This is a genomic window from Bacillus sp. TH22 (assembly GCF_016651015.1).
Lineage (GTDB): Bacteria > Bacillota > Bacilli > Bacillales > Bacillaceae_G > Bacillus_A > Bacillus_A mycoides.
The window spans coordinates 3616820-3642982 of the sequence record NZ_JAEKER010000001.1; the positions used below are offsets into that span (position 1 = coordinate 3616820).

General features: G+C 36.5%; 29 protein-coding genes. 18 read left to right on the forward strand and 11 right to left on the reverse strand.

The window, feature by feature from the left end:
- Positions 1–383 precede the first annotated feature (383 nt).
- On the forward strand, positions 384–863 hold the full coding sequence (locus JFU18_RS18290; protein WP_002015903.1) for a GNAT family N-acetyltransferase: 480 nt from the start codon (positions 384–386) through the stop codon (positions 861–863).
- Between the two features lie 19 nt (positions 864–882).
- Here JFU18_RS18290 and JFU18_RS18295 read toward each other — a convergent pair whose 3' ends face one another.
- Positions 883–1374, reverse strand: a complete 492-nt coding sequence (locus JFU18_RS18295) for a phosphatidylglycerophosphatase A family protein (protein WP_002015902.1) — start codon at positions 1372–1374, stop codon at positions 883–885.
- A 120-nt stretch (positions 1375–1494) separates the two neighbouring features.
- Here JFU18_RS18295 and yutH point away from each other — a divergent pair, with 120 nt between their 5' ends.
- Positions 1495–2496 (forward strand): spore coat putative kinase YutH, encoded by a 1002-nt coding sequence (yutH, locus tag JFU18_RS18300; RefSeq protein ID WP_061690089.1) that lies wholly within the window; start codon positions 1495–1497, stop codon positions 2494–2496.
- Between the two features lie 79 nt (positions 2497–2575).
- Here the strand turns inward: yutH and JFU18_RS18305 are convergent, their stop codons facing one another.
- On the reverse strand, positions 2576–2791 hold the full coding sequence (locus JFU18_RS18305) for a hypothetical protein (protein ID WP_002068096.1): 216 nt from the start codon (positions 2789–2791) through the stop codon (positions 2576–2578).
- Positions 2792–3118: 327 nt separating this feature from the next.
- Positions 3119–3355, reverse strand: a complete 237-nt coding sequence (locus JFU18_RS18310) for a NifU family protein (RefSeq protein WP_000431159.1) — start codon at positions 3353–3355, stop codon at positions 3119–3121.
- Between the two features lie 206 nt (positions 3356–3561).
- Between JFU18_RS18310 and JFU18_RS18315 the strand changes: the two genes are divergently transcribed.
- The 4 genes from JFU18_RS18315 to phnA all read left to right on the forward strand — a co-directional run bounded on the left by JFU18_RS18315 (position 3562) and on the right by phnA (position 6905).
- Positions 3562–3870 carry a YuzD family protein gene (locus JFU18_RS18315; protein ID WP_000248598.1) on the forward strand — a complete coding sequence of 103 codons (309 nt, stop codon included), beginning with the start codon at positions 3562–3564 and terminating at the stop codon, positions 3868–3870.
- Positions 3871–3922: 52 nt separating this feature from the next.
- Positions 3923–4717, forward strand: coding sequence for a nucleotidyltransferase domain-containing protein (locus tag JFU18_RS18320; RefSeq protein WP_201034451.1), 795 nt, complete (start codon positions 3923–3925; stop codon positions 4715–4717).
- A gap of 643 nt (positions 4718–5360) precedes the next feature.
- On the forward strand, positions 5361–6134 hold the full coding sequence (locus JFU18_RS18325; RefSeq protein WP_002166528.1) for a DUF2628 domain-containing protein: 774 nt from the start codon (positions 5361–5363) through the stop codon (positions 6132–6134).
- 429 nt (positions 6135–6563) lie between these two features.
- Positions 6564–6905, forward strand: coding sequence for an alkylphosphonate utilization operon protein PhnA (gene phnA / locus JFU18_RS18330; RefSeq protein WP_002089332.1), 342 nt, complete (start codon positions 6564–6566; stop codon positions 6903–6905).
- Between the two features lie 50 nt (positions 6906–6955).
- Here phnA and JFU18_RS18335 read toward each other — a convergent pair whose 3' ends face one another.
- From JFU18_RS18335 to JFU18_RS18345, 3 genes are all read right to left on the reverse strand, one after another.
- Positions 6956–7750, reverse strand: coding sequence for an ABC transporter permease (locus JFU18_RS18335; protein ID WP_002191065.1), 795 nt, complete (start codon positions 7748–7750; stop codon positions 6956–6958).
- Positions 7734–8393 carry an ABC transporter ATP-binding protein gene (locus tag JFU18_RS18340; RefSeq protein ID WP_002034567.1) on the reverse strand — a complete coding sequence of 220 codons (660 nt, stop codon included), beginning with the start codon at positions 8391–8393 and terminating at the stop codon, positions 7734–7736. The genes JFU18_RS18335 and JFU18_RS18340 overlap by 17 nt, the downstream gene beginning before the upstream one ends.
- A 263-nt stretch (positions 8394–8656) precedes the next feature.
- Positions 8657–9727 carry an NAD(P)/FAD-dependent oxidoreductase gene (locus JFU18_RS18345; protein ID WP_002067895.1) on the reverse strand — a complete coding sequence of 357 codons (1071 nt, stop codon included), beginning with the start codon at positions 9725–9727 and terminating at the stop codon, positions 8657–8659.
- Positions 9728–10155: 428 nt separating this feature from the next.
- Between JFU18_RS18345 and JFU18_RS18350 the strand changes: the two genes are divergently transcribed.
- From JFU18_RS18350 to JFU18_RS18365, 4 genes are all read left to right on the forward strand, one after another.
- On the forward strand, positions 10156–10395 hold the full coding sequence (locus JFU18_RS18350) for a YuzB family protein (RefSeq protein ID WP_002015892.1): 240 nt from the start codon (positions 10156–10158) through the stop codon (positions 10393–10395).
- A gap of 328 nt (positions 10396–10723) precedes the next feature.
- Entirely contained in the window at positions 10724–11590 is an 867-nt protein-coding gene (gene dapF, locus JFU18_RS18355; protein WP_002015893.1) for a diaminopimelate epimerase, read from the forward strand.
- Positions 11591–11631: 41 nt separating this feature from the next.
- Positions 11632–11985, forward strand: coding sequence for a HesB/IscA family protein (locus JFU18_RS18360; protein WP_002034566.1), 354 nt, complete (start codon positions 11632–11634; stop codon positions 11983–11985).
- A gap of 170 nt (positions 11986–12155) precedes the next feature.
- Positions 12156–12509 (forward strand): YxeA family protein, encoded by a 354-nt coding sequence (locus tag JFU18_RS18365; RefSeq protein ID WP_201032018.1) that lies wholly within the window; start codon positions 12156–12158, stop codon positions 12507–12509.
- A 30-nt stretch (positions 12510–12539) separates the two neighbouring features.
- Here the strand turns inward: JFU18_RS18365 and JFU18_RS18370 are convergent, their stop codons facing one another.
- Complete coding sequence (locus tag JFU18_RS18370; protein WP_201032017.1) at positions 12540–13001, reverse strand: 2-thiouracil desulfurase family protein; 462 nt, start codon at positions 12999–13001, stop codon at positions 12540–12542.
- Positions 13002–13233: 232 nt separating this feature from the next.
- Between JFU18_RS18370 and JFU18_RS18375 the strand changes: the two genes are divergently transcribed.
- Positions 13234–14115 (forward strand): helix-turn-helix domain-containing protein, encoded by an 882-nt coding sequence (locus tag JFU18_RS18375; RefSeq protein WP_201034450.1) that lies wholly within the window; start codon positions 13234–13236, stop codon positions 14113–14115.
- 17 nt (positions 14116–14132) lie between these two features.
- On the opposite strand, the gene JFU18_RS18380 is transcribed toward JFU18_RS18375, so the two are convergent.
- The 3 genes from JFU18_RS18380 to JFU18_RS18390 form a co-directional block, all read right to left on the reverse strand.
- A complete protein-coding gene (locus tag JFU18_RS18380) occupies positions 14133–15380 on the reverse strand; it encodes an MFS transporter (RefSeq protein ID WP_201032012.1) in 1248 nt (415 codons plus the stop codon).
- A gap of 285 nt (positions 15381–15665) precedes the next feature.
- Entirely contained in the window at positions 15666–16142 is a 477-nt protein-coding gene (locus JFU18_RS18385) for a GyrI-like domain-containing protein (RefSeq protein ID WP_061673640.1), read from the reverse strand.
- Positions 16143–16320: 178 nt separating this feature from the next.
- Positions 16321–17310 (reverse strand): NAD(P)/FAD-dependent oxidoreductase, encoded by a 990-nt coding sequence (locus JFU18_RS18390; RefSeq protein WP_012261913.1) that lies wholly within the window; start codon positions 17308–17310, stop codon positions 16321–16323.
- A gap of 464 nt (positions 17311–17774) precedes the next feature.
- Here JFU18_RS18390 and JFU18_RS18395 point away from each other — a divergent pair, with 464 nt between their 5' ends.
- The 5 genes from JFU18_RS18395 to pepA all read left to right on the forward strand — a co-directional run bounded on the left by JFU18_RS18395 (position 17775) and on the right by pepA (position 22398).
- Complete coding sequence (locus JFU18_RS18395; RefSeq protein ID WP_002067919.1) at positions 17775–18983, forward strand: NAD(P)/FAD-dependent oxidoreductase; 1209 nt, start codon at positions 17775–17777, stop codon at positions 18981–18983.
- Between the two features lie 120 nt (positions 18984–19103).
- Entirely contained in the window at positions 19104–19610 is a 507-nt protein-coding gene (locus tag JFU18_RS18400) for an NUDIX hydrolase (protein WP_002015875.1), read from the forward strand.
- Complete coding sequence (locus tag JFU18_RS18405) at positions 19607–19924, forward strand: YuiB family protein (RefSeq protein WP_002089308.1); 318 nt, start codon at positions 19607–19609, stop codon at positions 19922–19924. The genes JFU18_RS18400 and JFU18_RS18405 overlap by 4 nt, the downstream gene beginning before the upstream one ends.
- Positions 19925–20010: 86 nt before the next feature.
- A complete protein-coding gene (locus tag JFU18_RS18410; RefSeq protein ID WP_033709844.1) occupies positions 20011–20637 on the forward strand; it encodes a 3D domain-containing protein in 627 nt (208 codons plus the stop codon).
- Between the two features lie 276 nt (positions 20638–20913).
- Positions 20914–22398 carry a cytosol aminopeptidase gene (pepA, locus tag JFU18_RS18415; protein WP_201034449.1) on the forward strand — a complete coding sequence of 495 codons (1485 nt, stop codon included), beginning with the start codon at positions 20914–20916 and terminating at the stop codon, positions 22396–22398.
- 189 nt (positions 22399–22587) lie between these two features.
- Here the strand turns inward: pepA and cdaS are convergent, their stop codons facing one another.
- Positions 22588–23193: a sporulation-specific diadenylate cyclase CdaS gene (gene cdaS / locus JFU18_RS18420; RefSeq protein ID WP_002067925.1), complete on the reverse strand. Its 606-nt coding sequence runs from the start codon at positions 23191–23193 to the stop codon at positions 22588–22590.
- A gap of 143 nt (positions 23194–23336) precedes the next feature.
- Between cdaS and JFU18_RS18425 the strand changes: the two genes are divergently transcribed.
- Together JFU18_RS18425 and galU are read left to right on the forward strand one after the other, a co-directional pair.
- Positions 23337–25061: a phospho-sugar mutase gene (locus tag JFU18_RS18425; protein ID WP_085312689.1), complete on the forward strand. Its 1725-nt coding sequence runs from the start codon at positions 23337–23339 to the stop codon at positions 25059–25061.
- A gap of 152 nt (positions 25062–25213) precedes the next feature.
- The gene (gene galU / locus JFU18_RS18430; RefSeq protein ID WP_002015869.1) at positions 25214–26101 is read left to right on the forward strand and encodes a UTP--glucose-1-phosphate uridylyltransferase GalU; all 888 of its coding nucleotides are present in this window, start codon (positions 25214–25216) and stop codon (positions 26099–26101) included.
- Positions 26102–26163 lie beyond the last annotated feature (62 nt).

The window sequence follows — 26163 nt, forward strand, 5'->3', positions numbered from 1 at the left end:
TGCTTTTTATTATCCGAATTTGTCGCAACGAACGCTGCAACGTATAGAAAGGGAATAATGCGTTTAAGAGTTATATTAATTTATGCATTAATTTTGTAAATGAGCAGGTCCTGCTCAGGTATAGAAAAAAAGACACTCTTTCGAGTGTCTTTCATGATGACAAAATGTGTCAATTGCTTGAGTTTGATAAGACGCTAATTTCCGTTTTAACGTCTTTTCTTTAATCAAGAAGTGTAGCAACAGCGATTCAAATAAATTGTAGCATTTTTTAAAGGGGTGTGCGTATGTAACTATGCATATTACGATTAGAGGAGAATCAAATTTGGAAAATGAATGAGTAAATACATATAGATTAGTAGAGTATTTGATAAGGAGCGAGATGAATGGATATACATAAGTTAACAGAAGAAGAAGCGAAAGAAATAAATACGTGGAAGTATGAAAATCCCTATACGTTATATAGCTTTTCGGGAGATGCTGAAGTAATAGAAGAGTTGCTAGATGGAACGTATTACGGTTGTTGCGGAGAGAATGGAGAATTCATCGGCTATTTTTGTTTTGGAGAAAATGCACAAGTGCCAGGGGGAAGAGATGCTAATTTATATAGGGGAGAAGATGTAGTAGATATTGGGCTTGGAATGAAGCCGGAGTTAACAGGGAAAGGGATGGGGGAAATATTTTTTCAAGCGGGAATAGCATTTGCTACTGAGGAATTGAATTCGAAAATGTTTCGACTGAGTGTAGCGACATTCAATAAGAGAGCGATTAGGCTGTATAAAAACATTGGATTTCAAGTAGGACCTCTTTTTTTGAGCCGTGGAAGAGAGTTCATGCTTATGGAATATGAAAGGCCGTCAGTATGAGACTGACGGCCTAGACCCCTTATTCTGAATGCTCAGCACGGTGCGCTAAACGACTTGAAGCAGCGGCAGCGATTCCGCCAACGATATCATCAAGGAATGTATGCACCTTTCCAGTTGATTTATCATTTAAGTATTCTAAAATACCTGGTTTTAATTTATCGATATATCCAAAGTTCGTGAAGCCAATTGACCCGTACACGTTAACGATTGAAAGTGCGATGACTTCATCAATTCCATATAGTCCTTCATCGCGTTTTACGATATCTTGTAACGGCTGACTTAACATTCCTTTTTCAGCAAGGACATCAAGTTCAATGCCTGTAATAAGAGCGTTTTGTACTTCTCGTTTTGATAGTACACGCTCAACGTTATAGCGACATTCTGACATCTCTAAATTTGCATGGTATTTCTTTTGAAGAAAATGAACAAGATCAGCAATATCGTCAATTGTTACACCGCGCTCTTGTAATAGTTGTAATGCTCTTTCTTGTAGTTGATTTGAGTCTTTCATGTTTATCACCTTTTTTTCTTTTTAGTATTTGTATACGTTTCGTTGCTTTATCATGTGCATAGGAATGAAAGGCGAGCACAAGCTCATATATATAAAGAAAAACCATAGGTGGCGACTGCGATGATTCAGCATATTTATGAGCATTATCACATGCATATTAAAGAATTAATCCCCCTTGGCCCCTATAAAAGCTTTTGGATTCGCAACAAAATTTATGTACTTGTTCCAATTGGAGAAATGGAGGAAGAAGTACTTGTAGAGATGAAAAAGCTCAGTGATTATATGAACCAGCAAGGGGATATAACTGTTTCGACTTTCGTTCCGACTATACACGGCTACTATGTAAGTGAGATAGAAGAAAAAAATTACTGCTTATTAAAAGGTATGCGTATGTTAGAGCGACATGCTACATCATTAGGAAGTGAGCTTTCTATATTCCATAAACGTGGCGCATTCTTTCCAGAAGAAGTTGAGCAATTAAGCCGCATTGGTGAATGGAAAGCATTATGGGAAAAAAGGCTCGACCAATTAGAAAGGTTTTGGCAATCGCAAGTGATGAACCATCCTTCAGACGTATTCGATCAATTGTTTATTGAATCCTTCCCGTATTACTTAGGAGTTGCAGAAAATGCAATTCAATATGTTGTCGATACAGAAATGGACGATACACCACAAATAACTGACGCAGCAACAATTTGCCAAGAACGATTTACACCTTTATTATGGCAGCAAACGAAGCGTTTAAAACTTCCTTTTGATTGGGTATATGATCACCCAAGTAGAGATATAGCAGAATGTATTCGCTATATGATGATAGAAAAAAAGAAAGATTGGGAGCAAACGGTAGTTCAATTCATTACAGATTATGAACGTAATTATTCGCTCTCTTCATTTGGCTGGCGCTTATTATTCGCAAGGCTTCTGTTCCCGCTTCACTACTTTGAAACGATTGAACGATATTATCAAACAGGAAACGAAGAACAAAAAGGCATATATAGAGCCCGTTTAGAAATCATTTTACATGATGTGAAGCGCACTGAGCAATTTATGAATCATTTTTACGAGTCATTTCGTTTACCTGTTGATAAGTTAGGCATTAGGAAATTAGATTGGCTGTCTTAAACGTATAAAAAAGAGACCAATTGAGGTCTTTTTTTTATACCACAACAGATACCCGTGTCTATCTTTATATAATAAGAAGCTATGCTCCTACTTTTTGATCTGTACATATAGTTAAAATAATGTGGTGTCTTTCAATTTTTTCATTTACCTTTTTTAATAATTCTTGTTGTATTTCTTTAAATAAAAATTGATAGCTCGTATTCCATGTCGGTATAACGGGTGAAAGACTTAATAAATATTCTTTTTTCTGCTCTAATTCTTGAATTGTTACAAAAGTACTCCCTATTTTTGGCATACGTCGTCCCCCCCTATGTTTTTCGCTGTATATGTGTGAACGATTCACTATATATTAATTATCGCATTTTTTGAGAAGGATTTCCAATTTTGTTTTATGATGTTAATAGTGTAGGGGAGTATGTCTTTTTTGCGTACAAAAAAAGAGACCAAATTTGGTCTCTTTTCTTAGAAGTAGCTTTGAACGAGCCACTTCTGCTTTTAGATGTTATCCAGCTCCAGCGGCTAAAATGTTCGGTGGCTTCGCTTCTTCCGCCGAGGCAAAAAGCGCCTCTATGTCAGAAGCTCCATCCTCCTCACATTTTGGACGAGCCGCTTCCGCTTTTAATTAAAATACTTGTTCTACTTCAATAACGCCTGGTACTTCTTCAAGTAATGCGCGTTCGATACCAGCTTTTAGTGTGATTGTAGAACTTGGGCAGCTTCCGCATGCACCCATAAGGCGTAATTTTACGATACCTTCTTCAATGTCTACTAATTCAACGTCTCCGCCATCGCGAAGTAAGAATGGACGTAATTTATCTAATACCTCTAGTACTTGTTCTTGCATATGTGGGTTTTCCATTTTTATCGACTCCTTTCATCAGTTTTATTATAATCAAGATAGAGGGGAAAATCTATTTTTTCTCTTCTTGTTTTATTGTCAAAATATTATATCGTGTGTACAACGTGTTTTTTCAGTATAGGGGTATGGAATAAGTTTGTAAAATGATGTGCTTATGTACTAAGACATCTGAATATACTGTTAGGGCAAGAAGTGGGGGAGAAGAAATGGTTAATGTGCAAGTGTATGGGACGAAAGTGATTTGTGCGAGTTGCGTCGGAATGCCATCTTCAACAGAAACGTTTGAGTGGTTACAAGCGGCGATTGGTCGTAAATATGAAGGACAAGAAAATAAATTTAATTTCGAGTATATTGATTTTCAACAAGAACAAGAAGATGAAGATAAAAAAGCATTCGCAGAGCGCGTAGTGGAAGAAGATCTATTTTATCCGGTCGTTCTTGTAAATGGAGAAATTGTAGGAGAAGGAAATCCTCGTTTGAAGGATGTTTACGAAGAAATCGAGAAATATTTATAAAGCAGGAAGCCTTTGCGAATTCGCAAAGGCTTTTTTTAATGGAGGGATAGATGTGAAAAATGGAGTGAAGCACTCGTTACCAAAGGAATTACAACAGTTAATGGAGCGGTACATAGTAGAATTAAAAGAAATTTTTTTAGATGAAAAAATAGTCGGGGTATATATTTACGGATCAATCGCGCTAGGAGCATTTCATATAGAAACGAGCGATGTTGATTTTGTTACGGTAATAAGTGATTCCGTGAATGAAGCTGAAAAACAACAAATTATAGAACTGCATAAAAAAATTAGTAAAAGTACGTTAGGTAAAAGAATGGACGGTATGTATATTCCGCTTGCTGACTTAGGGAAATACAATGATGAAATAAATGAGTACGTGTATTGTGCAGATGGTAAGGCTAATATTGGTCATTGGGATATTAACGCGGTCACATGGTGGACATTGAAAAATGAAGGTATTACAGTTAGCGGGAAAGAAGTAGAAGACCTTTCCTTTCAAATAAAGTGGGACGATGTAGTAAATACAATGAAATACAACGTAGAACATTACTGGTTTGAAAAAGCGAAGCGTCCTTATTTATTTTTCATAGAAGAATGGGTAGAATCAGCTGTCGCTACGATGGGACGTATTTTATATACGTTAGATCATAAAACAATTGTTTCAAAAGATAGAGGATTACAATACATGTTGGAACTTTACTCTCATAAGTGGGAGCCTTTATTAAGGGAAGTAGAGCGAATGCGGCAGAATCCAGAAGGAAAGCGAAAGCTCTCTAGGTGGAGACGGGCTGATATGACGAAGCGGTATTTGCTGTATGTAATTGAAGAGTGTAGGGGGAAGTGGTAGGTGAATAGTAAAAGCATCCTTCATATAAAGGATGCTTTTACTATTTTTATATAATGAAAAAGTACTTTGCAAGGAATGAGAAGTCGAAAGATAATCTAAAATATAGATAGTTTCATGTGAAACATTATGCAATAGACTGTTCTTTTTGATGTTTATCCCGCATTAACGGGCAGTAAGACTCTCACTTCAAAATCTGGCGAAACGAAAGGTATAATTAAACTGCCTAAAAATGTAGTTGAAGTGGATTTTATTGTATCAATTGAGGAAGTTAATGATAGATTATTCATTAGTTGTGTAAGTGGAAATATGTTTGAAATAGTAGAGAGCTAATTTGTGAAGTCTCTTAAGTCGAGATTTTAGGCTAGGTCATATTACAATAGTAGTTTAATAGGAGAAGGTTGTGTCAAAATGATTTTGATACATCCTTTTCTGTGAATATACAAGATGTTTAACATAGTGTATTAAATGTCTTATATATGAGTATTCTAATATATTTAATAGTAAAATGGAATATAGAATGGATAATTGTCGGAATGTATTCGATTTTTGTTCATTTTTATGAAATATAACTATTTTTTGTTAGATTCCTTCTTTTTATAGATATACAATAAAGTTATATAGAAATAAGAGAAGGATGATGTACGTGAAGGACACTGTTCTACAGGAAGCGATAGCTCCTAAAGAGTTACATAAAGTTGTGAGAAATAATACTGCATATTACGACTTTAAGTGGGGGAAAGCAAAAGATCCCGAGAAGGGAAATAGTTGGAACTGGATAGCCTTTTTCTTCCCATTATTGTGGTTAGCTTATCGCAAGATGTATAAATTATTTATTATTATTGCATTAGTAGGAGTTCCTACTTTAATTACCTCTGTTTTTATAGATATCCCGATGTGGATCGATTTTATTGTTTATTTCGGAACTATGCTATTTACTGGATGGCAAGGGAATCGTTTATATTACAAGCATACAGTTCGTGTTTTACATAAGGCAAAAGAGTTATCTGATGCACAACACAATTATTACTTCCAAACAAAGGGTGGCACTCATGTTGGGATTATGCTTGGATTAAATGCGTTATTATTTGTAGTATTTGGTGCAGCTGGTTACGGGTTATCGTATTTACCGACGGAACCAAATATAAAAGATGTAGTTCGTTTAAGTGATGAAGGGATTACATTGGAAGTTTTTACTGATGATCCAAAATGGACGTATGTAAAAAAAGAAGGACGTTTTGATATAGTAGAATTTACTGGTTATGATTATGAGGAAAAAAAGGATGTAAAGGTTAAGTTCGCTGTGTATTTAGATAAACAGAGATTTGAATGGAAAGAAATTTATTTAAACGATAAAAAGTTAAATGAAGAAGAAGCAGAAGAGTATCAATTTTATATTGAAGAGAATGCCTGGTATTAATATAAATAGATAATGATGTATCGCAAAAAGAAGAGTCTAATGAAGATTCTTCTTTTTATTTATGAGAAAGGATATGTAACAAGAAGAGAAAAACATTAGTAAACAAACGCCATACTAATTGAAATTTTGTAAAATACAATAAAAAATGAGAATTTGAGGTAGGCTTGTCAATAACGTGAGACTATGGCAGTATAAAGAAATGCTATACAAATTTTATTTATCCCGCATTAACGGGCAGTAAGACTTTCATCTCAGAATAGGGCGCCAGCAAATATGTAGGTGGGATGTCAACTGCCCGTAAATGCCCGATTGGTTCAACTAATAATAAGTGGGGGATTCCATCCTCCACTTATTAAAGTTTCACTTTATCGACATGTAAAAATTCGATTTGATTTTTACGTATAAATAATGAACGGAGGAAATGAATTTATGGCTACTTTACCAAATTGTCCAAAATGTAATTCAGAATATACGTATGAGGATGGCGCTCTTTTCGTATGTCCAGAATGTGCCCATGAGTGGGGTCAAGAAGCGGAAGCTGAAAGTAATGATGGTGCAAAAGTTGTAAAAGATGCGAACGGAAACGTTCTTCAAGATGGCGATGCTGTTACTGTAATTAAAGATTTAAAAGTAAAAGGAACTTCTTCAGTTGTAAAGATTGGTACGAAAGTAAAGAGTATCCGTCTAGTTGAGGGAGATCACGATATTGATTGTAAAATCGATGGTTTCGGAGCTATGAAGTTAAAATCACAGTTCGTTAAGAAAGCGTAAGATTAGCAAAGAAAAAAGACGCTCTGTAAGTAACTTGCAGAGCGTCTTTTTTATGATTGTACTTCAACTTCTTTCAACTGGCACCGCTTATTAAAGAACGTTTTATACCCAAGCTGTAAGAAGATAATAACAGAGAAAGCTGTACTTCCAGAAATGCCAAGTATAATCGCAATTTGATATTGGATAGCTGTAAATGGTGATACACCGGATAAAATTTGTCCTGTCATCATGCCTGGAAGACTTATAATTCCCATTCCGACCATGGAATTAATTGTTGGTAAAATAGCAGAATCGAAAGCGTCCCGTATGAGCGGAGCAGCTGCTTGTTTTGGAGTTGCGCCAAGCATAAGTGCCCCTTCAATATGGTCTCTTTGTGATTTCATACTGTTTAAAAAGGTGTTTGCCCCGAGGCAAATACCTGTCATAGCATTACCGATTAGCATACCGGCAATAGGAACGATATACTGCGGAGCATACCAAGGATCGTGTCCGATAATGACAAAGATAAATAGTAAAAGAGGGCCGATTGATCCAGCGATCATGGAGAGGGCGGCTACTCGTTTTAATTCTTTTGACATAGGAAGGTTTATTCGTTTATAAATGTTGAAAATCGCAAATGTAGTAATAGAAGTAATGAGAGCTATTGTATAAAACGGATTACTATTTTCAAATATGTATGTAAGAACATATGCGACTAGTACGAGCTGAATTGTCATACGTAATGTAGCAATTGTAATTTGTTTCTCACGCGGTATTCCTTTTAATTTCACAAGCCCGATTAAAATAAGGATGAAAATATATGCAGCTGCAAGTTGCCAAATTTGTAGTTCAATAACGCCCTTCAATTGATAGCACTTCCTTTCTAGTTGCACCGTTTGTTTTACTAATTTCAATAATATCGTCTGCGATTTCTTCTGGAAGTTGTTGCGAGTGCGTGATGAAGATAACTGTTTTTTTCTTTTCTCTTGCCAGTAGAGTGAATTGTTTCATAACGCGGCGTTCTGTGTCACCATCTAGTGCCGAAGTTGGTTCATCTAATAAATAGACGGGTGGATCCATTAGTATAATACGAGCGAAAGCAAGTCTTTGTTTTTCGCCACCTGATAAAGAAGAGGCGTTATCTTCTAATTTTTTATCTAGGCTAACAGTCGTTAATGCGCCTTGCAGGGCATCGTCATTTGGAAATGGCTTTTCAGAAAATCGAAGTCCCATTAATAAATTATCTTTAATTGTTCCATCAAAAATAGGCGGAGTTTGTCCGAGCATGACAACTTCACGGCGTAATTGAATGGGAGGATAATCTAAAATAGATTTTCCGTTATATTCAATTGTGCCAGATGTGGGTGATTGTAAATCGTTTAACATGCGAAGTAATGTGCTTTTACCACTACCACTTTCACCGATAATACAAGTTGTTTTTTCTTTTTGAATCTGTAAATAAGGAATGTGTAGAATATCTTTATATGTGATGTCTTTTAATATAAACATAAATTGCTCCTTTCTGATTCTAGTTATATCGTATCAAAAAGAGAGAAAAATAGAAAAATAAAGTCTCTTTAGAAGGAACATCTTTTTTCTTTGTTTTAAAACTTTGCGCGTGGCAGGAAAAGGCACTGACGGATCCTATACATAGCCAGTCCCTCTCGGCCATTTAAAAAAATGCTTTTCTGTCGGTTTTTCATAGAATGACTGAGTAGTTACAAAAAATGAATAGAAAAAGGCTGTCTACTATGTAGGCAGCCTTTAAAGTATTAACCGTTATGATATTTGTACATCCAAAGAAGACCGGATTTTAATAATCTCGGTACACGTCCCATTAATGGTTGGTTTGCTAGTAAACCAAATCCGTGTTTTTTGCCGAGAGAACCGAGAACACCTTTTAATTTAATAACAGGCAGTTCATCAGGAAGGGGTTCATTATTCCAACGTTTTAATAATATTTGGACAATTTGTTCTCCTTGACCTTCAGCAAGTTGAGCAGATGGTGCGTGTGGAAGTGCTGCGCAATCTCCTACGACATAAACGTGCTCGTTATTTGGAATATTGTGATATTTAGTTAAAACAACCCGTCCGCTACCATCTTGTTCAACTGGAAGGTTTCGAACAACTTCATTTGCTTGAATACCAGCTGTCCAGACGATTGCATCACATTCAAGTGGTTCATCATGGTTGTATACAATGTTTGGTTCCACTTTTGTAATGTTAGAGTTTCGTATAATGGTAACTTTATGTTTTACAAACCATTCTTCTACGTATCTACTTAATTTCTCTGGATATGGGAATAAAATTCTATCTTTTCGATCAAATAAATAGATTTTTAAATCTGAACGGCTTTCGCGAAGTTCACTTGCCACTTCAACGCCGCTTAAACCAGCCCCAACGACAGCTACTGTTGCATTTGGTTCTAAGCTATTTAATTGTTCATATGTCTTACGTGTTTGTTCAATTGATTGTAGGCTATGTGTATATTCCTTTGCCCCAGGAACGTTATGATATTTATCTTCACAGCCAAGCCCGATAATTAAATCATCATATTGAATCGTTTCACCGCCATCGAGATGAACGGCCTTCGTTTCGAGGTCAATATTTGTTATTGTTCCGTATTGAATATTGAGACGTGGGTGCTCAGGAAACGGTATGCGAATATGCGTTTCTGAAATTGTACCCGCAACTAATGCATAATATTCAGTTTTAAAGCAATGATATGGTACTTTGTCGATTAATGTCACTTGTACATCATCTGGAAGTTGGTTGCTTGGAAGTAGCCGCTGCAGAATTCTCATTCCACCGTAGCCACCACCTAGTAGTACGAGGTGTTTCATGATGGATTACCCCTTTTCTGTTGAAATATCCCCTAATCATACAATTTTATATTAATAAAATATTTCGACTTTACACAATCAAATTATATCGAATTTGTGAACAAATAACAATGCATGAATGAATACTCTGTTGTACAATAAGAAGAAAAGTAAAGTAAGTGGTTTTCATTTTCTAGTTACTATTTACTATTTCATTATGAGTAGTATGTTATATAAAGAAGACCATCTATTATGAAGTGAAATAGTGAAGTAACTAAATAGTTTAGAATATATAACGAAAACAACAAGAAACAGCTTAGTTTTCTTCTTATAAATAAAGTGGAATGGTAACAAGTAGAGAGGGTTACTTATCCGTTTCGCAAATTAGGTATGCACATACCATATAAAGTAAATGGTAATTTGTTTAGAGATACAGGGGGGAGAGAGTTTTGATTAAACCATTAATCGAATTTTGTGTAGGTAACCTTGCAAGCGGTTCGCAAGCAGCTTTAGAAAAATTAGAAAAAGATCCTAATTTAGACGTAATGGAATATGGTTGTTTAGGATATTGTGGCATCTGTTTTGAAGGTCCATTTGCACTTGTAAATGGTGAAGTTGTACAAGGTGCAACAGTAGAAGAACTTGTAAATAATGTATATGATTATATGGATGAAAATCCAATGTTTTAAAGCGTTGCAAACAGGCAACGTTTTTCTTTTTTCATTTATCTCGCTATTTGCGGGCAGTAAGACTCCCACCTCAAAATTCAGCTGAAGCAAAGAAGTTAGGTTGAATCCCTGCTGCCCGTCCCCAGACTGATTAAAGTTTCACTTTAATAGGAGTGTTTATTTCGAAAAAAAAGGCCCTTTTAGAAGGGCTTTTTTCTTACACGATTTGTGTAAGAACGGCTTATTGCCAAAACACTGTCAAATATGAGAAACGGGGGACATTCATATTGTGTTCTAAAAGCATGCATTTTATACTTGAAATAATAAATTATTTTTGGAGTGAATAAAAATGAGCCAATTTTCTTTTACAAAAATGCATGGTCTTGGAAATAGTTATATATATGTAAATATGTTTGAGGAACAAATTAGAGAAGAAGATTTAGCAATTGTAGCGGAAAAGGTTTCAAATATTAATACTGGTATTGGTGCAGATGGAATGATTTTAATTTGTCCTTCTGACGTGGCACCAGTAAAAATGCGCATGTTTAATAACGATGGCTCAGAAGGAAAGAGCTGTGGAAATGGTTTACGCTGCGTAGCGAAATATGCGTATGAGCATAAACTAGTAGAAGGTAAAGTTTTCACAATTGAAACGTTAGCTGGTATTGTTACGGCAGAAGTAACGGTAGAAGATGACAAAGTTACATTAGCGAAAATCGACATGGGGGCACCTCGTTTAACACGTGAAGAGATACCGATGCTTGGTGAAGGAGAAACACCATTTATTCGTGAAAACTTCTTATACAATAATCACCGTTATGCATTTACAGCTGTTTCAATGGGGAATCCACATGCGGTTATTTTTGTTGATGATGTAGAAAAAGCGCCTCTTACAACGTTAGGACCGGTTCTTGAGACGCATGAAATGTTCCCAGAGCGAGTGAATGTTGAATTCATCGAGATTTTGAATGATGAAGAGATGAATTTCCGCGTTTGGGAACGAGGATCTGGTGTAACACAAGCTTGCGGGACAGGAGCATGCGCAGCTGTCGTTGCGGCAATTTTAAATGGGAAAATGGAACACGGTAAAGAAATTACGGTTCACTTAGCAGGCGGCGACTTAATGATCGCATGGACAGAAGAAGGAAATGTATTAATGAAAGGACCTGCGGAAATAATTTGCCGCGGAGTGTATGAGTACAAGATAGAAGCGTAAAGATGTATAATAGAATGAGAACAGAAAGGATGGTGTATTTCATGATTGAAGTAACAGAACAAGCAGCTTTTCAAATTAAAGATATGTTAAAAGATGCTGAAGATGGAGAGAAATACGTGCGCCTTGCTGTACATGGCGGCGGATGTAGTGGTCTTTCTTACGGCTTAGGATTTGAAGTAGAACCAAAAGAAGACGACACAGTTCTTGAGTTTTTCGGTGTTGAATTTGTTATCGATAAAGAAAGTGCTCCGATTGTAAAGGGAGTGAAAGTTGACTATAAGCAATCTATGCTTGGCGGCGGATTCACAATCGACAATCCAAACGCGATCGCATCATGTGGATGCGGATCATCTTTCCGTACAGCGTCGAATGCTGGTAAGCCAGAAGATTGCTAATAAAACTTTGTACGATATAGGCCCTTTTTAGAAATGAATCTTATGATTTGTTTCTAAGGAGGGTCTTTTTATCTTACAAAAATGTAATGTTCATGTCATGTTTTTGAATTTCTTCTTTAAAGCTTAGGCTTTAAGATAACAATATAAGAAAAACACATGAGGTGAAGGAATTGAAAAGACATATTGCACTTTTTAGTATTTTAGTTGTATTTGCAAGCCTTTTAGTTGGCTGCGATTTAAACCGTATGGGTAAAGATGAGTATTACGTTCAAATTACAGTTGATGGAAAAGAGTACAATGGTAAATCTAATGATGGTGCGCCATATAAAGATTACCAATATAAACTAACTGGTTTTGATAAAAACGGTAAAGAGAAAGAATTAGAATTCACAGCTCAAAAAAATCTTCGTAAAGAAGCTTTCTTGCGTGTATTCCACTCAGATAAAAAAGGTGTAACTGCTTGGGAAGAAGTGAAAAAGGACGAGCTTCCTGTGAAAGTGAAAGAAAAATTAAGTGTGAAATAAGACAGATAGAAAAGGAATTGACGAACAGGGTCAATTCCTTTTTTCGTTCTCAAAATCCTCTTCTGAAATGACTTTAAATCCATGTCTTTTAAATAAAGCCGTTGTTACCCCGTAACCAATTTGTTTATTGCCGTTAAATTCCCCTGTGTAAATAGTAGAACTACCACAAGATGGACTGCGTTCTTTTAAAATTATATATTCTAGGTTTAAATCTTTTATTTGTTCTAATGCTTTATAAGCACCACGCACGAAAGCCTCCGTGATATCTTGGCCTTCTTTCGTCATTACTTTTGCTTTTCCATCTAAAACATCATCGCCATTACCGCCGATAATTTCAGCAGAAGGGCGTGGTGTTGGTAAACCGCCTAATACTTCGGGACAAACAAGGATGGTATCTTCCCTCTGTAATAACTCTTCTATTTGTGAAACGAGATTATCGTTACCGTCATAACGACAAGCAATACCACCTAAACAAGCACTAATTACAATCATATTTTCATCTCCAATAAAGTGAAAACTTAATCAGTGGGGGTTTTGTCCATCCCCCACTGATTATTAGTTGAACCAATCGGGCTTTTACGGGCAGTTGATCTCCCACCTAACCTCCTCGCATTCGCCGAATCTGGAGGTGGGAGTCTTACTGCCCGTTAATGCGGGATAAAAAAATATTAAATATCACGCCAATTTCTCTTCCTATTTCTTACCTATAAGTGAGGTGATAAAAATGGGAAGCTTATATAATTTAATGAAACCATATAGTCAATTTCGAAGTAAAGAAGAGTTTAATACATATCAAAAACAAATTTTGAAGTGCTATCGATTTCAATTGAATAAAACGGATGCTATCATTATTCATTTTTTAGGAAAGTATGCAGTGAATGAGAAACAGAAAACAGTGGGAGTTGCTTGTCCGTTAATGGAGACGATTGCTACAAATGTTGGAAAGAGTATTCGTACGGTACGCCGCTCGATTGCAAAGTTAGAGGAACTAGGGATTATAAAACGTGTTGCGACAAAAGAAAGATATAAGCGCGGGGGATATAGTGCAAACTTATATGTATTTCTTAAATCTGCAATTGACCGCATGGATGACCGTATGAAAATGTCCGCATGTGAAAGTGATGATCGTACAGATGGCTGTAGTGGAAACGAGCAAAAAAATGAGGGGCAAACAATTCTTTCTAAAAACATTCCACAAATAAAAGAGAAAAGAAAAGTAACGTACGAGCTTGATGAAACGTATTGTCGTCACGATATACCGAAGCCTTTTATATACGCACTGGTGCCGATGACGAGTAATCCGAAGAAGATTAATATATTTTGGAGTAAGGTGGAACTTGCTTATAAAAAGAGCGGATTACTAGAACAAGGTGCTTTATTAGAGGGGATATTAGCTGATGAAGAAGCGTATGGAAATTTAATTTGGCGGGTGAAAAGTGTTGTGAGAGCGTATAAGTACGGAGAAATTCGTAAAGATGTTGGAGCACTGTTGTATAGTACGATGCGAGATTTATTTTTAGAAATTGGATTAGAGTGGGGAGCGGCATTAAGGAGAAGTAAGGGAATACCGTTATTCGATCCATTTAAAAAAGAGTCATGCGTATAATACATGACTCCAAGTAGCTAATCGAACTTTCTTACAACTGGAACACGAATTGCTACAAATAGTACAAAGACGATAACAGCGATTGCACCGCTTTTCATAACCGTTACAATTGGAATGCCTATTCCAAGTGCAAGCGATGTAAATGCGTAAGAGAGTGGAATGAATCCCATCGATGAAAGCATGAGTAAACTCATAACGCGTCCCATCATCTCTTCTTTTACTGTTGATTGAATCATTGCCATAAGTGGAACGATAGCCATCGCAATTGTAATACCGTAAAACATTCCAGCTAATAACGCTTGCCAAAGTACGGTGCTAAAGTTAATGGCTAGGAAGAATATACCAGACAGTAGCATCATGATAATACAAAATAGACCACGTCTGCGGTTAATGTTTTTTAATCCGACAATGACAGCTCCTATTGCCATCCCGCCGCCAACAGACGCTTCTAAGTAACTAAACTGAAGTGAATCACCGTGCAGAACGTTTTTGACGAAGAGCGGGAAGCCTACTTGCATTGGGCCGATTAAAAATAAGTTTAAAAAGGCGCTACATATGAGGAAAGTTGAAAGAAATGGTGATTCTTTTACATATAAAATTCCCTCTTTAATAGAAGTAAACATGCCTTTATCTGTTTCATTTTTTTCGGGTACTGTAAATTGTATTTTTTGAACGAGTATCGCAGCGATAATGAGTAGCAGGATTGTAATTGAAAAAATCGTTTCATAGTTCGTAAATTTAATGAGAATACCGCCAAGTACAGGGCCCAAGATGACCGATCCTTGGTTTGTCATTTGAGTAAGTGAATTTGCTTGTGTTAAACGGCTCTTTTCTACAAGTTCAGGCAGAATAGATCCATCTGCTGACCAGAAGAAAGCGTCAGCAAGTCCGAAGAACAATGCGAATAAAGCAAATGTATATAGTGTTACATCACCGACGATGAACCAGGTGAGAATGGTTGCGACAAGAATAGCGCGAATAATATTAGAGTAAAACATAATATTTTTTTTCGGGAATTTATCAGCTAATGCTCCGCCGATAATCATAAAGATGAGTCTTGGAACACTAAGAGCCACGAAAACAATACCGAGTGAAGCCTCAAGGTTTAATGTTTTTGCTATGTACCATGTTTGTGAAAAAGTAAAAAAGGCTAAAGCAAAACTTGAAAAGAGAGTAGCTGCCCAAAGAAAAAGGAAGTTCGTATTTTTTAATAACGGTTTTCCGCTTCCTTCTAAAGCAGATTTATTTTGTTGTAGTTCCTCCATATTGCTTCCTTTCTATGTACCAAATTTAGACTAAAAAACCTATTAAAAATCGTTTTATCCCGCTATTGGCGGGCAGTAAAACTCCCACCTCAAAATTGGGCTAGGGCAAAGAAGTTAGGCGGGAGACCAACTGCCCGTAAACCCCCACTGAGTATAGTTTCACTTTATACAGTTTCTAATATTTCTATACTGCACTTTCTCATTGTAGACAATAATAATGAATTTGCACAGTGGCTATTTAACGACAAAAAAGAAGATACCAAAGGGTATCTTCTTTTTTGTCATTCACGCTAAAGCAATATAAATATCCACTTGTACGTTATTTGGATCTACTGCATTTTCGTCATAAAGCTCAAAGTCTGTTGTAAAAGCACGTTTGTTTTCTTTCGACCATTGCCAAATATATTCCCAAGTTTCACAAATGACTTCAGACACAGGACCTTTTCTCGTTGTAAATACCGCATACGTTGCGGCAGGTATTGTTAAGGCTGTCATATTTTCAGGAACGTCTTCTAATGAAGAAACAGGCATGCCAATAGTAAATTGATATGTACCAGTTTCATCTGATTCGTAGTTTGAGTAGAAAGCGAATGTTTCTTTTGTTTGTTGATTTGGAATTTGATGCATGATTTGTTCTTGGAAGTATTGGTTCCAAAGTTGTGGGATTTTTCCTTCAGTAGATGCCTCTTTTTCATTTGTCGTCGTAATAGAAACGCCGATTGCTTGGAAAGCTTCTTTCTTAATGATAATAGGTTCTTTCATTATAAAATTCCCCTCCATTGAATGAAACATACGTTCTATTTTATTGTAACATATTTTAGGAGTATATGGTATTTTTTTCTAAAGTACATAGCTGTGAAGAAAGAGAGGTAATTTGGATTAAGGATCTTTATAACAAAAGAACTCCTTTCATGTAAAAGGAGCTCTTTTCATTTCTATATTAAAACATGCTTGAGCTATGCATTGGTTGAAGTTTTGCGTTTGGATCGAAGTAAGCTTTTGCATTGTTTACTGCTGTCGGTGCTTCACCAAAGCCGCAAGCAATGAGTTTTACTTTTCCTTCATATGTACAAATGTCACCAGCAGCGTAAATGCCAGGAATATTTGTTTCCATTTTTGAGTTCACGAGGATGCTGTTCTTTTGAATATCTAAGCCCCAATTTTTAATTGGACCAAGTGAAGAAACGAAGCCGTAGTTTACGATTACGTCATCAACATCGATGATAATTTTTTCTTCTGTTTTTACGTGCTGAAGAACAACTTGTTCAATAGTATCATCACCGATAAGTTCAACTGGAACGTAAGGTGTGCTTACTTCTGCACGGGAATTCATTAAGCTTTCTACGCTATGTTCATGTGCACGGAATTTGTCGCGGCGATGAGCAATTGTAACTTTGTCCGCAATCGGTTCTAACATCATTGTCCAATCTACTGCTGAGTCACCACCGCCGAATACAACGACGCGTCTTCCAGCAAATTTATTCATATCATCAACGAAATAATGTAAGTTTTTCTTTTCGTATTTTGCTGTGCCTTCTAATTCTAAGCGGCGTGGTTGGAACGCACCATTACCAGCAGTAATAATGACAGATTTAGAGTAGTGAGTTTGTTTATTTGTAACAAGCTTAAATATACCGTCAGCTTGTTTTTCAAGAGTATCAACAGCTTCTTCTAAGCAAACGGTTGGATCGAACTTTTTCATTTGTTCTTTTAAGTTATCAACTAACTCTTGTGCGCGCACTTTTGGGAATCCAGCTACATCATAAATATATTTTTCGGGATATAGCGCGGATAATTGCCCTCCAAGTTGAGGTAAGCTTTCAATAATTTTTACACTTGCTTGTCTCATTCCGCCATAAAATGCGGTGAATAGTCCTGTTGGGCCACCACCAATAATCGTTATGTCGTAAACTTTTTGATTTTCTGTCATTTTCATTCCCCCTATAGATGATGGAATTTTAATATTGATTTCATATATTGTTCATATGTACATGAAAATCCTGCAAATGATGACACTTTCAAATAAATGATAGCATATTTCAGTTAATAATACTTCTGAAAACGACTGAATAATAAGTAAGTTTGCGCATAGATGTTTTAGAATTGTATAAAATATAGCGAAAGGAAAATACATGAAAAAAAGGCTGAAAAACCCTTGAAAACGCTATGTTATTTTAAAATATTGATAATTCTCTAGGTGCTTGAATTATGGAATGAAACCGACTAATATAGGGAAGTATTATGTTAAATTTCTATGACAAATTTCGTACGATTTTTTGACTGCGTTTTGTTATGATATAGAATGTGATAAATTCCACATTCTTGACAAATAGAGTTTTTAGTACTTGGTATTATTTTTTATTACTATTATATAAAGAAAAGGGTTGTGATTTAGTGAAGACTCCAAAAATCGTAGTTTTAGGTGCAGGTTATGGCGGGATGATTACGACTGTTCGTCTGCAAAAAACATTATCTGTAAGTGAAGCTGAAATTACGTTAGTAAACAACAACAGCTATCACTACCAAGCAACTTGGTTACATGAGAGTGCAGCTGGTACATTACAAGATGATAAAATCTGTCTAGATATTCAAGACGTTATCGATACAAATAAAGTGAACTTTGTACAAGATACAGTAGTAGAGATTAAAGCTGCTGAAAAACGTATTATCTTAAAAGATGGTGAATTAGAGTATGATTACTTAGTAATCGGTCTTGGTTTCGAATCAGAAACGTTCGGAATTAAAGGATTAAAAGAGCATGCATTCTCAATCACTAACATTAATGCAACTCGTCAAATTCGTGAGCATATGGAAGAAAAATTCGCTCAATATGCGACTGAAAAACGTGATGAGTTAGTAACAATCGTTGTTGGTGGCGCTGGATTTACGGGTATCGAGTACGTAGGTGAGCTTGCAAACCGTATTCCTGAACTTTGCAAAGAGTACGATGTTCCACGTGAAAAAGCACGTATCATCTGTGTAGAAGCTGCTCCAACAGCACTTCCTGGTTTCGATCCAGCATTAGTAGAGTACGCTGTAAAACAACTTGAGAAAAAAGGTGTAGAATTCCGCATCGGTACAGCAATTAAGGAAGCAACTGAAGAAGGTATTATCGTTGCCAACGGTGATGATGCTGAACTTCTTAAATCTGAAACTGTAGTTTGGGCTGCAGGTGTTCGTGGTAATGGTATTGTGGAAGAGTCTGGATTTGAAGCAATGCGCGGACGTATTAAAGTGGATGAGTACATGCACGCTCCAGGTCATGAAGATGTATTCATGGTTGGTGATGCAGCGTTAATCATCAACGAAGAGATTAACCGTCCATACCCACCAACAGCACAGATTGCAATTCAAGAAGGTTATAATATTGCACACAATTTAACTGTGTTAGTTCGCGGCAAAGGTGAAATGAAAAAGTTCGCATTTGATAATAAAGGATCTGTATGTTCATTAGGTCATGACGATGCAATGGGCGTTGTTATGGGTAAAAAGTTAACAGGTTGGAAAGCTTCATTCATGAAGAAAGTAATCGACAACCGTTACTTATTCTTACTAGGCGGACCTTTATTAGTTCTTAAAAAAGGTAAATTGAAGTTCTTTTAATATATAGTAGAAAAAGCAGAAACGGCTATGAGCTGTTTCTGCTTTTTTCGTATTGAAAATATAGTATAATATATAAAAAAGAAAGAATATTCTGTTCGTTTTGATGGAGGAGGTTATATCATGGGGAAGCGAGGGAAAGTGTGGTTAGCTGTCAGTGGCTTAGTAGCTACAGAAGATGGGAGATGGCTATTCGTTAAGAAAAAATACGGTGGATTGAAAGGGCAATGGTCTTTACCTGCTGGTTTTGTTAATGAAGGCGAGACTGTTGATGAAGCTGTGAAACGTGAAATTTTGGAAGAGACAGGCATTGTTGCTCATGTAAAGGGGATTATTGGTATTCGCTCAGGTGTTATTCATAATGAAATTAGTGATAATATGATTATTTTTCTTCTAGAGCCAGAGGGAGAAGACGTTATCGTACAGGAGAAAGAATTGTCGGAAGTAGCTTTTTTACATCCAGAAAATATTGCAGATGATCAAAATACTTCTGTACTCATCAAATATTTATTAGAAGGAAGAGCAGAGTCGCATTTTGAAATGGACAAAACATTAAATCCAGGAGAGCAATTTGGTTATACGGCTTATCATGTGTTTACGGCGTATGCGAAGGAGAGGGAGAAGAAGTGAGTATACCGGTACTACTTATTTCAATGATGTTGTTCTTTATTTTATTTTTTGGAATTGGATTTTTACTCAACATGATTTTGCGAGCTACGTGGGTAATGGTTATTGTATATCCGATTATTTGTATGCTTATTATTAATAAAGCGAGTGTATGGGACTATTTTTCAAAGCCAAAAGAAACATTTTCTTCATTTGGGACAAGTGTATCGCATTTAGGACACGCAGATGTGTTTATTCTATCTACTGGATTAGTAGGTGCTGCTTTAGCAGGAATTATAATTAAAAAACTTCGGAAAAGTGGATATCAAATGTTTTAATCTCCAATCAATTTGGAGATTATTTTTTTGCATATTCCTTCATCGTATAGGGAATGATTAACGATGAAGGAGTGTGGAATATAAAAATGTTAAAACGATATTGTATTCGCATTATGATGACTTGTTTACTTGCATTCGCATTATGCGTAACATGGCAGGCTTTCACAGGAGTTTCTTTAGTAGAGATTATAAAATCATATGAAGGAACAAGTGTAAAAGAAGTACATGCAGCAGAAATTGAGAAAAAAATTGCTCCGAGTAAAGAAGTGATAAATGCTTTAGAGCAGGCAAATGACTGGTCTAAATATCGTGTTATAGAAATGACTGCAACTGGTTATACATCAGGTATAGAGTCAACTGGAAAGAGGCCGGGGCATCCAGAGTATGGCATTACATATTCAGGTGTTAAAGCAAAAAGGGATTTATATTCCACAATCGCTGCCGATTTACGCGTATTCCCGCTTGGGACAATTCTATTCGTGCCAGGTTACGGATATGGTGTTGTAGCTGATAAGGGCGGTGCTATAAAAGGAAATCGTCTCGATTTATATTATGATACGGTGAAAGATGTTTATAGCCAATGGGGTAAGAAAAAAGTAAATGTGTATATAGTGAAAATAGGAAATGGCAAGTTTTCGGAAGAAGAGTTAACGATGTTAAATCAAGACGAAACGATGCAAGTGTTTCGTGGACAATATTTAAAACAAAGATAGTCTAGTGGTAATAACGCTAGACTTTTTTCTTGTCTTATTTCACCATAGAAGATATTGGAGATAGTATCTTTATCCTGCTATTTGCGGCCGGTAAAACCCCCACCTCAAAATTCAGCTGGAGCAAAGAAGGTAGGTGGGAGCCCTGCTGCCCGTAAACGCTCGATTGGTGCGGGAGGATTATAGTTTCACTTTATATGAAATAACAGAATTTAGAATTGTCGCATTTTATCGAAAATAAAGTTATAATGGACGTAGAGAAATTTAGGGGGTCTGAACATGTTTCGAGTACAAAAAGAATTAGTAAGTCATGAAGCGGTAATTGTTGCCTTATTTGAAGAAGATAAAAAGAGTAGCTTTGTACAAGAACTGGATAAAGCGTTTGAAGGACAATTACAAGTTTTATTAGAAGAAAAAGAACTTTCAACTAAGAAGAAAGCCATTTCAAAAGTACATAGCTTAGGAAAAACAAATGTTAAACGTTATTATTTTGTTGGTTTAGGTAAGAAAGAGTCATATACAACGGAAACGTTACGTGCTGCTCTTGGTAAGGCGTTTAAAGCGTTACAAGCAGCAAAAGTACAAGATGCAGCAATCTTACTTGATTCTTTTGTGACAGATAAATTAGATGCGATTGATGTAGCTCATATTGCGGCAGAAGTACAAGGTCTTGGTACATATGAATTACAAACGTATAAATCAGATAAAAAGGATCGTGTAGAATTAGAGAAGTTTACGGCTATTACAGCAGAAGATACACAAGAAATTGAAGCAGCATTAACGGTAGGATACGTACATGGACGTGCAACGAATTCAGCTCGTACGCTTGTAAATATGCCGCCAAACGTATTAACAGCGACAAAGCTTGCTGAGTATGCAGTTGAATTAGCAGAAAAATACGATATGGATTATAAGGTTCTTGAGAAAGAAGAGATGGAAGAGCTTGGTATGGGTGCATTACTTGCAGTAAACCAAGGATCTACTGAACCGCCAAAAATGATCGCTCTTATTTATAAAGGAAAAGAAGAGTGGAAAGATGTAATTGGATTTGTTGGAAAAGGGATTACATATGATACAGGCGGTTATTCTTTAAAACCACGTGAAGGCATGGTTGGTATGAAAGGTGATATGGGCGGAGCTGCAGCTGTTCTTGGCGCGATGGAGATCATCGGTGAACTTCGCCCAGAGCAAAATGTAATTGCTGTTATTCCATCAACTGACAACGTTGTAAGTGGTACAGCATTTAAGCCAGATGATGTTATTACATCTATGAGCGGAAAAACAATTGAAGTATTAAATACAGATGCAGAAGGTCGCCTAGCGTTAGCTGACGGTATTACGTATGCGAAGAAACTTGGCGCAAATTACTTAGTTGATGTTGCAACATTAACAGGCGGTGTAATTGTTGCACTTGGAAATCATACAACAGGCGCGATGACAAATAATGAAGAGTTGTTTGAACAAGTGTTAGAGGCTTCTATGGAAACGGATGAGCCAATTTGGCAATTGCCGATTTTTGAACGTGATAAAGAACGTGTCAAAAACAGTAAATTTGCTGATTTAAATAACTCACCAGGCCGTGAAGGACATGCGGTTATGGCTGGGACATTCCTTGGTGAATTTGCAGAAGAAACACCATGGGTACACTTAGACATCGCTGGAACATCTGAAACATCAGGAGCACATGATTTAGGACCATCTGGAGCAACAGGTGCAATGGTGCGTACACTTGCAACACTTGTTGAGCGTTTCGGAGAAGAATAATTTTTGAAGAAAGGGCTGTCTCAAATTTTTGGGATAGCCTTTTCTTATTGATATGGTATGACTATTGTAAGTTTTTGTCGGTAAGTCGATACTCCTTGTCGAAACGTCGATATATTTGGAGTTACGGTTGATATAATTTCATTTACTATTTTACCGTTCCAAAAAGTGCTACATAGTGAAAGATTCGTCCTATAAAGAAATCGTATATAACGTCCCGCCTAAAGCGAATGAAGTACGCCCTGTTTCCTCAGAGACAACTAATATAAGTGCATCAATTTTCTCGGATAAGCCAATTGCAGCCCTATGACGTGTTCCTAGCTCAGGATTGATTTCCATGCTTTTTGTTAATGGGAGAATATTAGCTGCTGAGACAATATGATTATTTTTAATGAGAACGGCTCCGTCATGAAGAGGGTTCCCTGGATAAAAAATCGATTCAAGTAGTGGCGCGGTTAAGTGTGCGTTTAATGTCGTTCCAGTTTGAATGAAAGAATCAAGAGCGTCACTTCGTTCCACAATAATAAGAGCACCGTGTTTTCGAGCGCTTAAATGTTGGACAGCTGTAGTGATGAAATGTGAACTTTCCGTATAAGGTGATAAATATGCTTGAATATAATATGTAGCTGCTAACGTCTGTACATTTGTTAACATATGATGAATATCTTCCATTTTACATAAAATACATTCATCTTCTTTATCGATTGCATGCTTCATGTTTGATAATTCTTTTTCAGCAATTTCAATCATCTGCTTTGTTTTTATTTTGAGCTCTTCTGACAAGCCCCATTCTTGCATAATCCTCATTCCCTTTGGTGGAGTATTTAACCATAGTGTATACAAATATTTATAGTAAAATCCTGCTAGATTTTAAAAAATATTGAGATTCAGGTTGTTTTTTTCATATAATGAAGGTACGACAGGCGAGAGGAGATGGAAGTATGAATTGGAAACAAGAATTTAGTCGCTGGCTTTCATATGCAGAATTAGACGCAGAATTAAAAGAACAGCTAGAAAACATGAAGCAAGATGAGAAGAAAATCGAGGATAGCTTTTATAAAAATCTAGAGTTCGGCACAGGTGGTATGCGTGGTGAACTTGGTGCTGGTACGAACCGTTTAAATGTATATACAGTTCGTAAAGCAACAAAAGGATTAGCTATGTTTATTGAAAACTTAGGTGAAGAAGCGAAAAAACGCGGTGTTGTTGTCGCGTATGATTCTCGTCATAAATCACCTGAATTCGCAATGGAAGTAGCAGCTACTCTTGGTGCACACGGTATTACAACATATGTATTTGAAAGCTTACGTCCAACACCAGTGCTTTCTTTCGCAGTTCGTCATTTACATACAGCAAGTGGAATCGTTCTTACGGCAAGCCATAATCCGCCCGAATATAACGGTTATAAAGTATATGGTGAAGATGGTGGCCAGTTGCCTCCAAAAGAAGCTGATGAGTTAATTAGCTACGTAAATGCAGTAGAGAATGAATTAACAGTTGAAGTTGCTGATGTTGAGCAATTAAAAGCTGACGGTTTATTACATATAATTGGACAAGAAGTAGATGATGCTTATGCAGCAGAATTGAACAATGTCATTATTAATAAAGAGATGGTGAAAGAAGTAGGAAAAGATTTAAAAATCGTCTTTACACCATTGCATGGAACATCAAATATTTCGGTACGCCGTGGTTTAGAAGAAGTTGGATTTACAGATGTAACTGTTGTAAAAGAGCAAGAGTTACCAGATCCAAACTTCTCTACAGTAAAATCACCAAACCCAGAAGAGCATGCAGCGTTTGAGTATGCAATTCGCGACGGTGAAAAAGTAGGCGCAGACGTGCTAATCGCAACAGATCCTGATGCAGACCGTCTAGGTATAGCGGTTCGCAATCACGATGGTGAGTTCCAAGTGTTAACTGGTAACCAAACAGGTGCGTTAATGCTTGATTACTTATTATCACAAAAGAAGGAAAACGGAACGCTTCCAGAAAACGGTGTTGTTTTAAAAACAATCGTAACGTCTGAAATTGGCCGTACAATCGCAAAAGCATACGGTTTAGATACAGTTGATACGTTAACTGGATTTAAATTTATCGGTGAAAAAATTAAACAGTATGAAGAAAGCGGACAATATGAATTCCAATTCGGTTATGAGGAAAGCTACGGTTATTTAATCCGTCCATTCTGCCGTGATAAAGATGCGGTTCAATCCGTCCTATTTGCATGTGAAGTAGCTGCATACTACAAATCACAAGGTAAAACGTTATACGATGGTCTGTTAGAAGTATTTAAGAAGTACGGTTTCTTCCGTGAAGACCTTGTATCGTTAACGTTAAAAGGAAAAGATGGTGCCGAACAGATTCAAAAGATGATGGCAACATTCCGCGGGAATCCTCCGAAAGAAGTAGCTGGTTTAACAGTTGCTGCAGTTGAGGATTATAAAGAAAGCATCATTACAACGTTACAAGATGGAAATAAGGAAGAGATTCACTTACCGAAATCAAATGTGTTAAAATATCAATTAGAAGATGGTTCTTGGTTCTGCTTACGTCCATCTGGAACAGAGCCGAAAATTAAATTCTACTTTGGTGTACAAGATGATTCCTTACAAAATAGTGAACAAAAGTTACTTACTATTAAAGAAGATATTATGAATCGTTTATAATAGAATAGAATGCTACTGATAGGAAAAGAGGAGAACGGAGAACGGCCTCCTCTTTTCTTGTAGTTTTGTTTGATGTAGAGGATTATTACGAGCGAGTGTTAGAAATTAACACTTTACTAAGAGAATTAGAATGAAAAGCGAGGGTATTTGTCATGAAAAAAGTGAGAAAAGCAATTATCCCGGCAGCGGGATTGGGAACACGCTTTTTACCAGCAACGAAAGCAATGCCAAAAGAAATGCTTCCAATTGTAGATAAACCAACAATTCAATACATCGTAGAAGAAGCAGTAAAATCAGGCATCGAAGATATTATTATCGTTACTGGTAAAGGAAAGCGCTCTATCGAAGATCATTTTGATAACGCATTTGAATTAGAGCAAAACTTATTAGAGAAGAAAAAGTATGAGTTACTTGAAAAAGTACAAGCTTCTTCTAAAATGGTAGATATTCACTACATTCGACAAAAAGAACCAAAAGGATTAGGACATGCTGTTTGGTGCGCACGTAAATTCATTGGTGATGAGCCGTTTGCAGTATTATTAGGCGATGATATCGTTCAAGCTGAAAAACCATGTTTACGTCAATTAATGGACGAGTATGACAAAACACTTTCTTCTGTTATTGGTGTACAAACTGTTCCTGAAGCAGAAACACATCGCTACGGAATTATCGATCCGTTAGAGCAAGAGGGACGTCGTTACCAAGTTCGTAAATTCGTTGAAAAACCAGCGCAAGGTACTGCGCCTTCAAACTTAGCGATTATGGGACGTTACATTTTAACTCCTGAAATCTTTATGTTCTTGGAACAGCAACAAGTTGGAGCGGGTGGCGAAATTCAGTTAACGGATGCAATTCAAAGCTTAAATGAAATTCAACGTGTATTTGCATATGATTTTGAAGGAAAGCGTTATGACGTTGGTGAAAAATTAGGATTCGTTCAAACGACAATTGAAATGGCATTGCAGCACCCAGAATTACGTGATGATATGCTAGTAATGATGAAGAAAGTTTTAGACGAGCAAATGAAGCAAGAGTCTTAATATAGTGATATAATCCCCTGTTGGATGAGCGGTAAAGGAACGTATTTACTGCTTAATCTAAA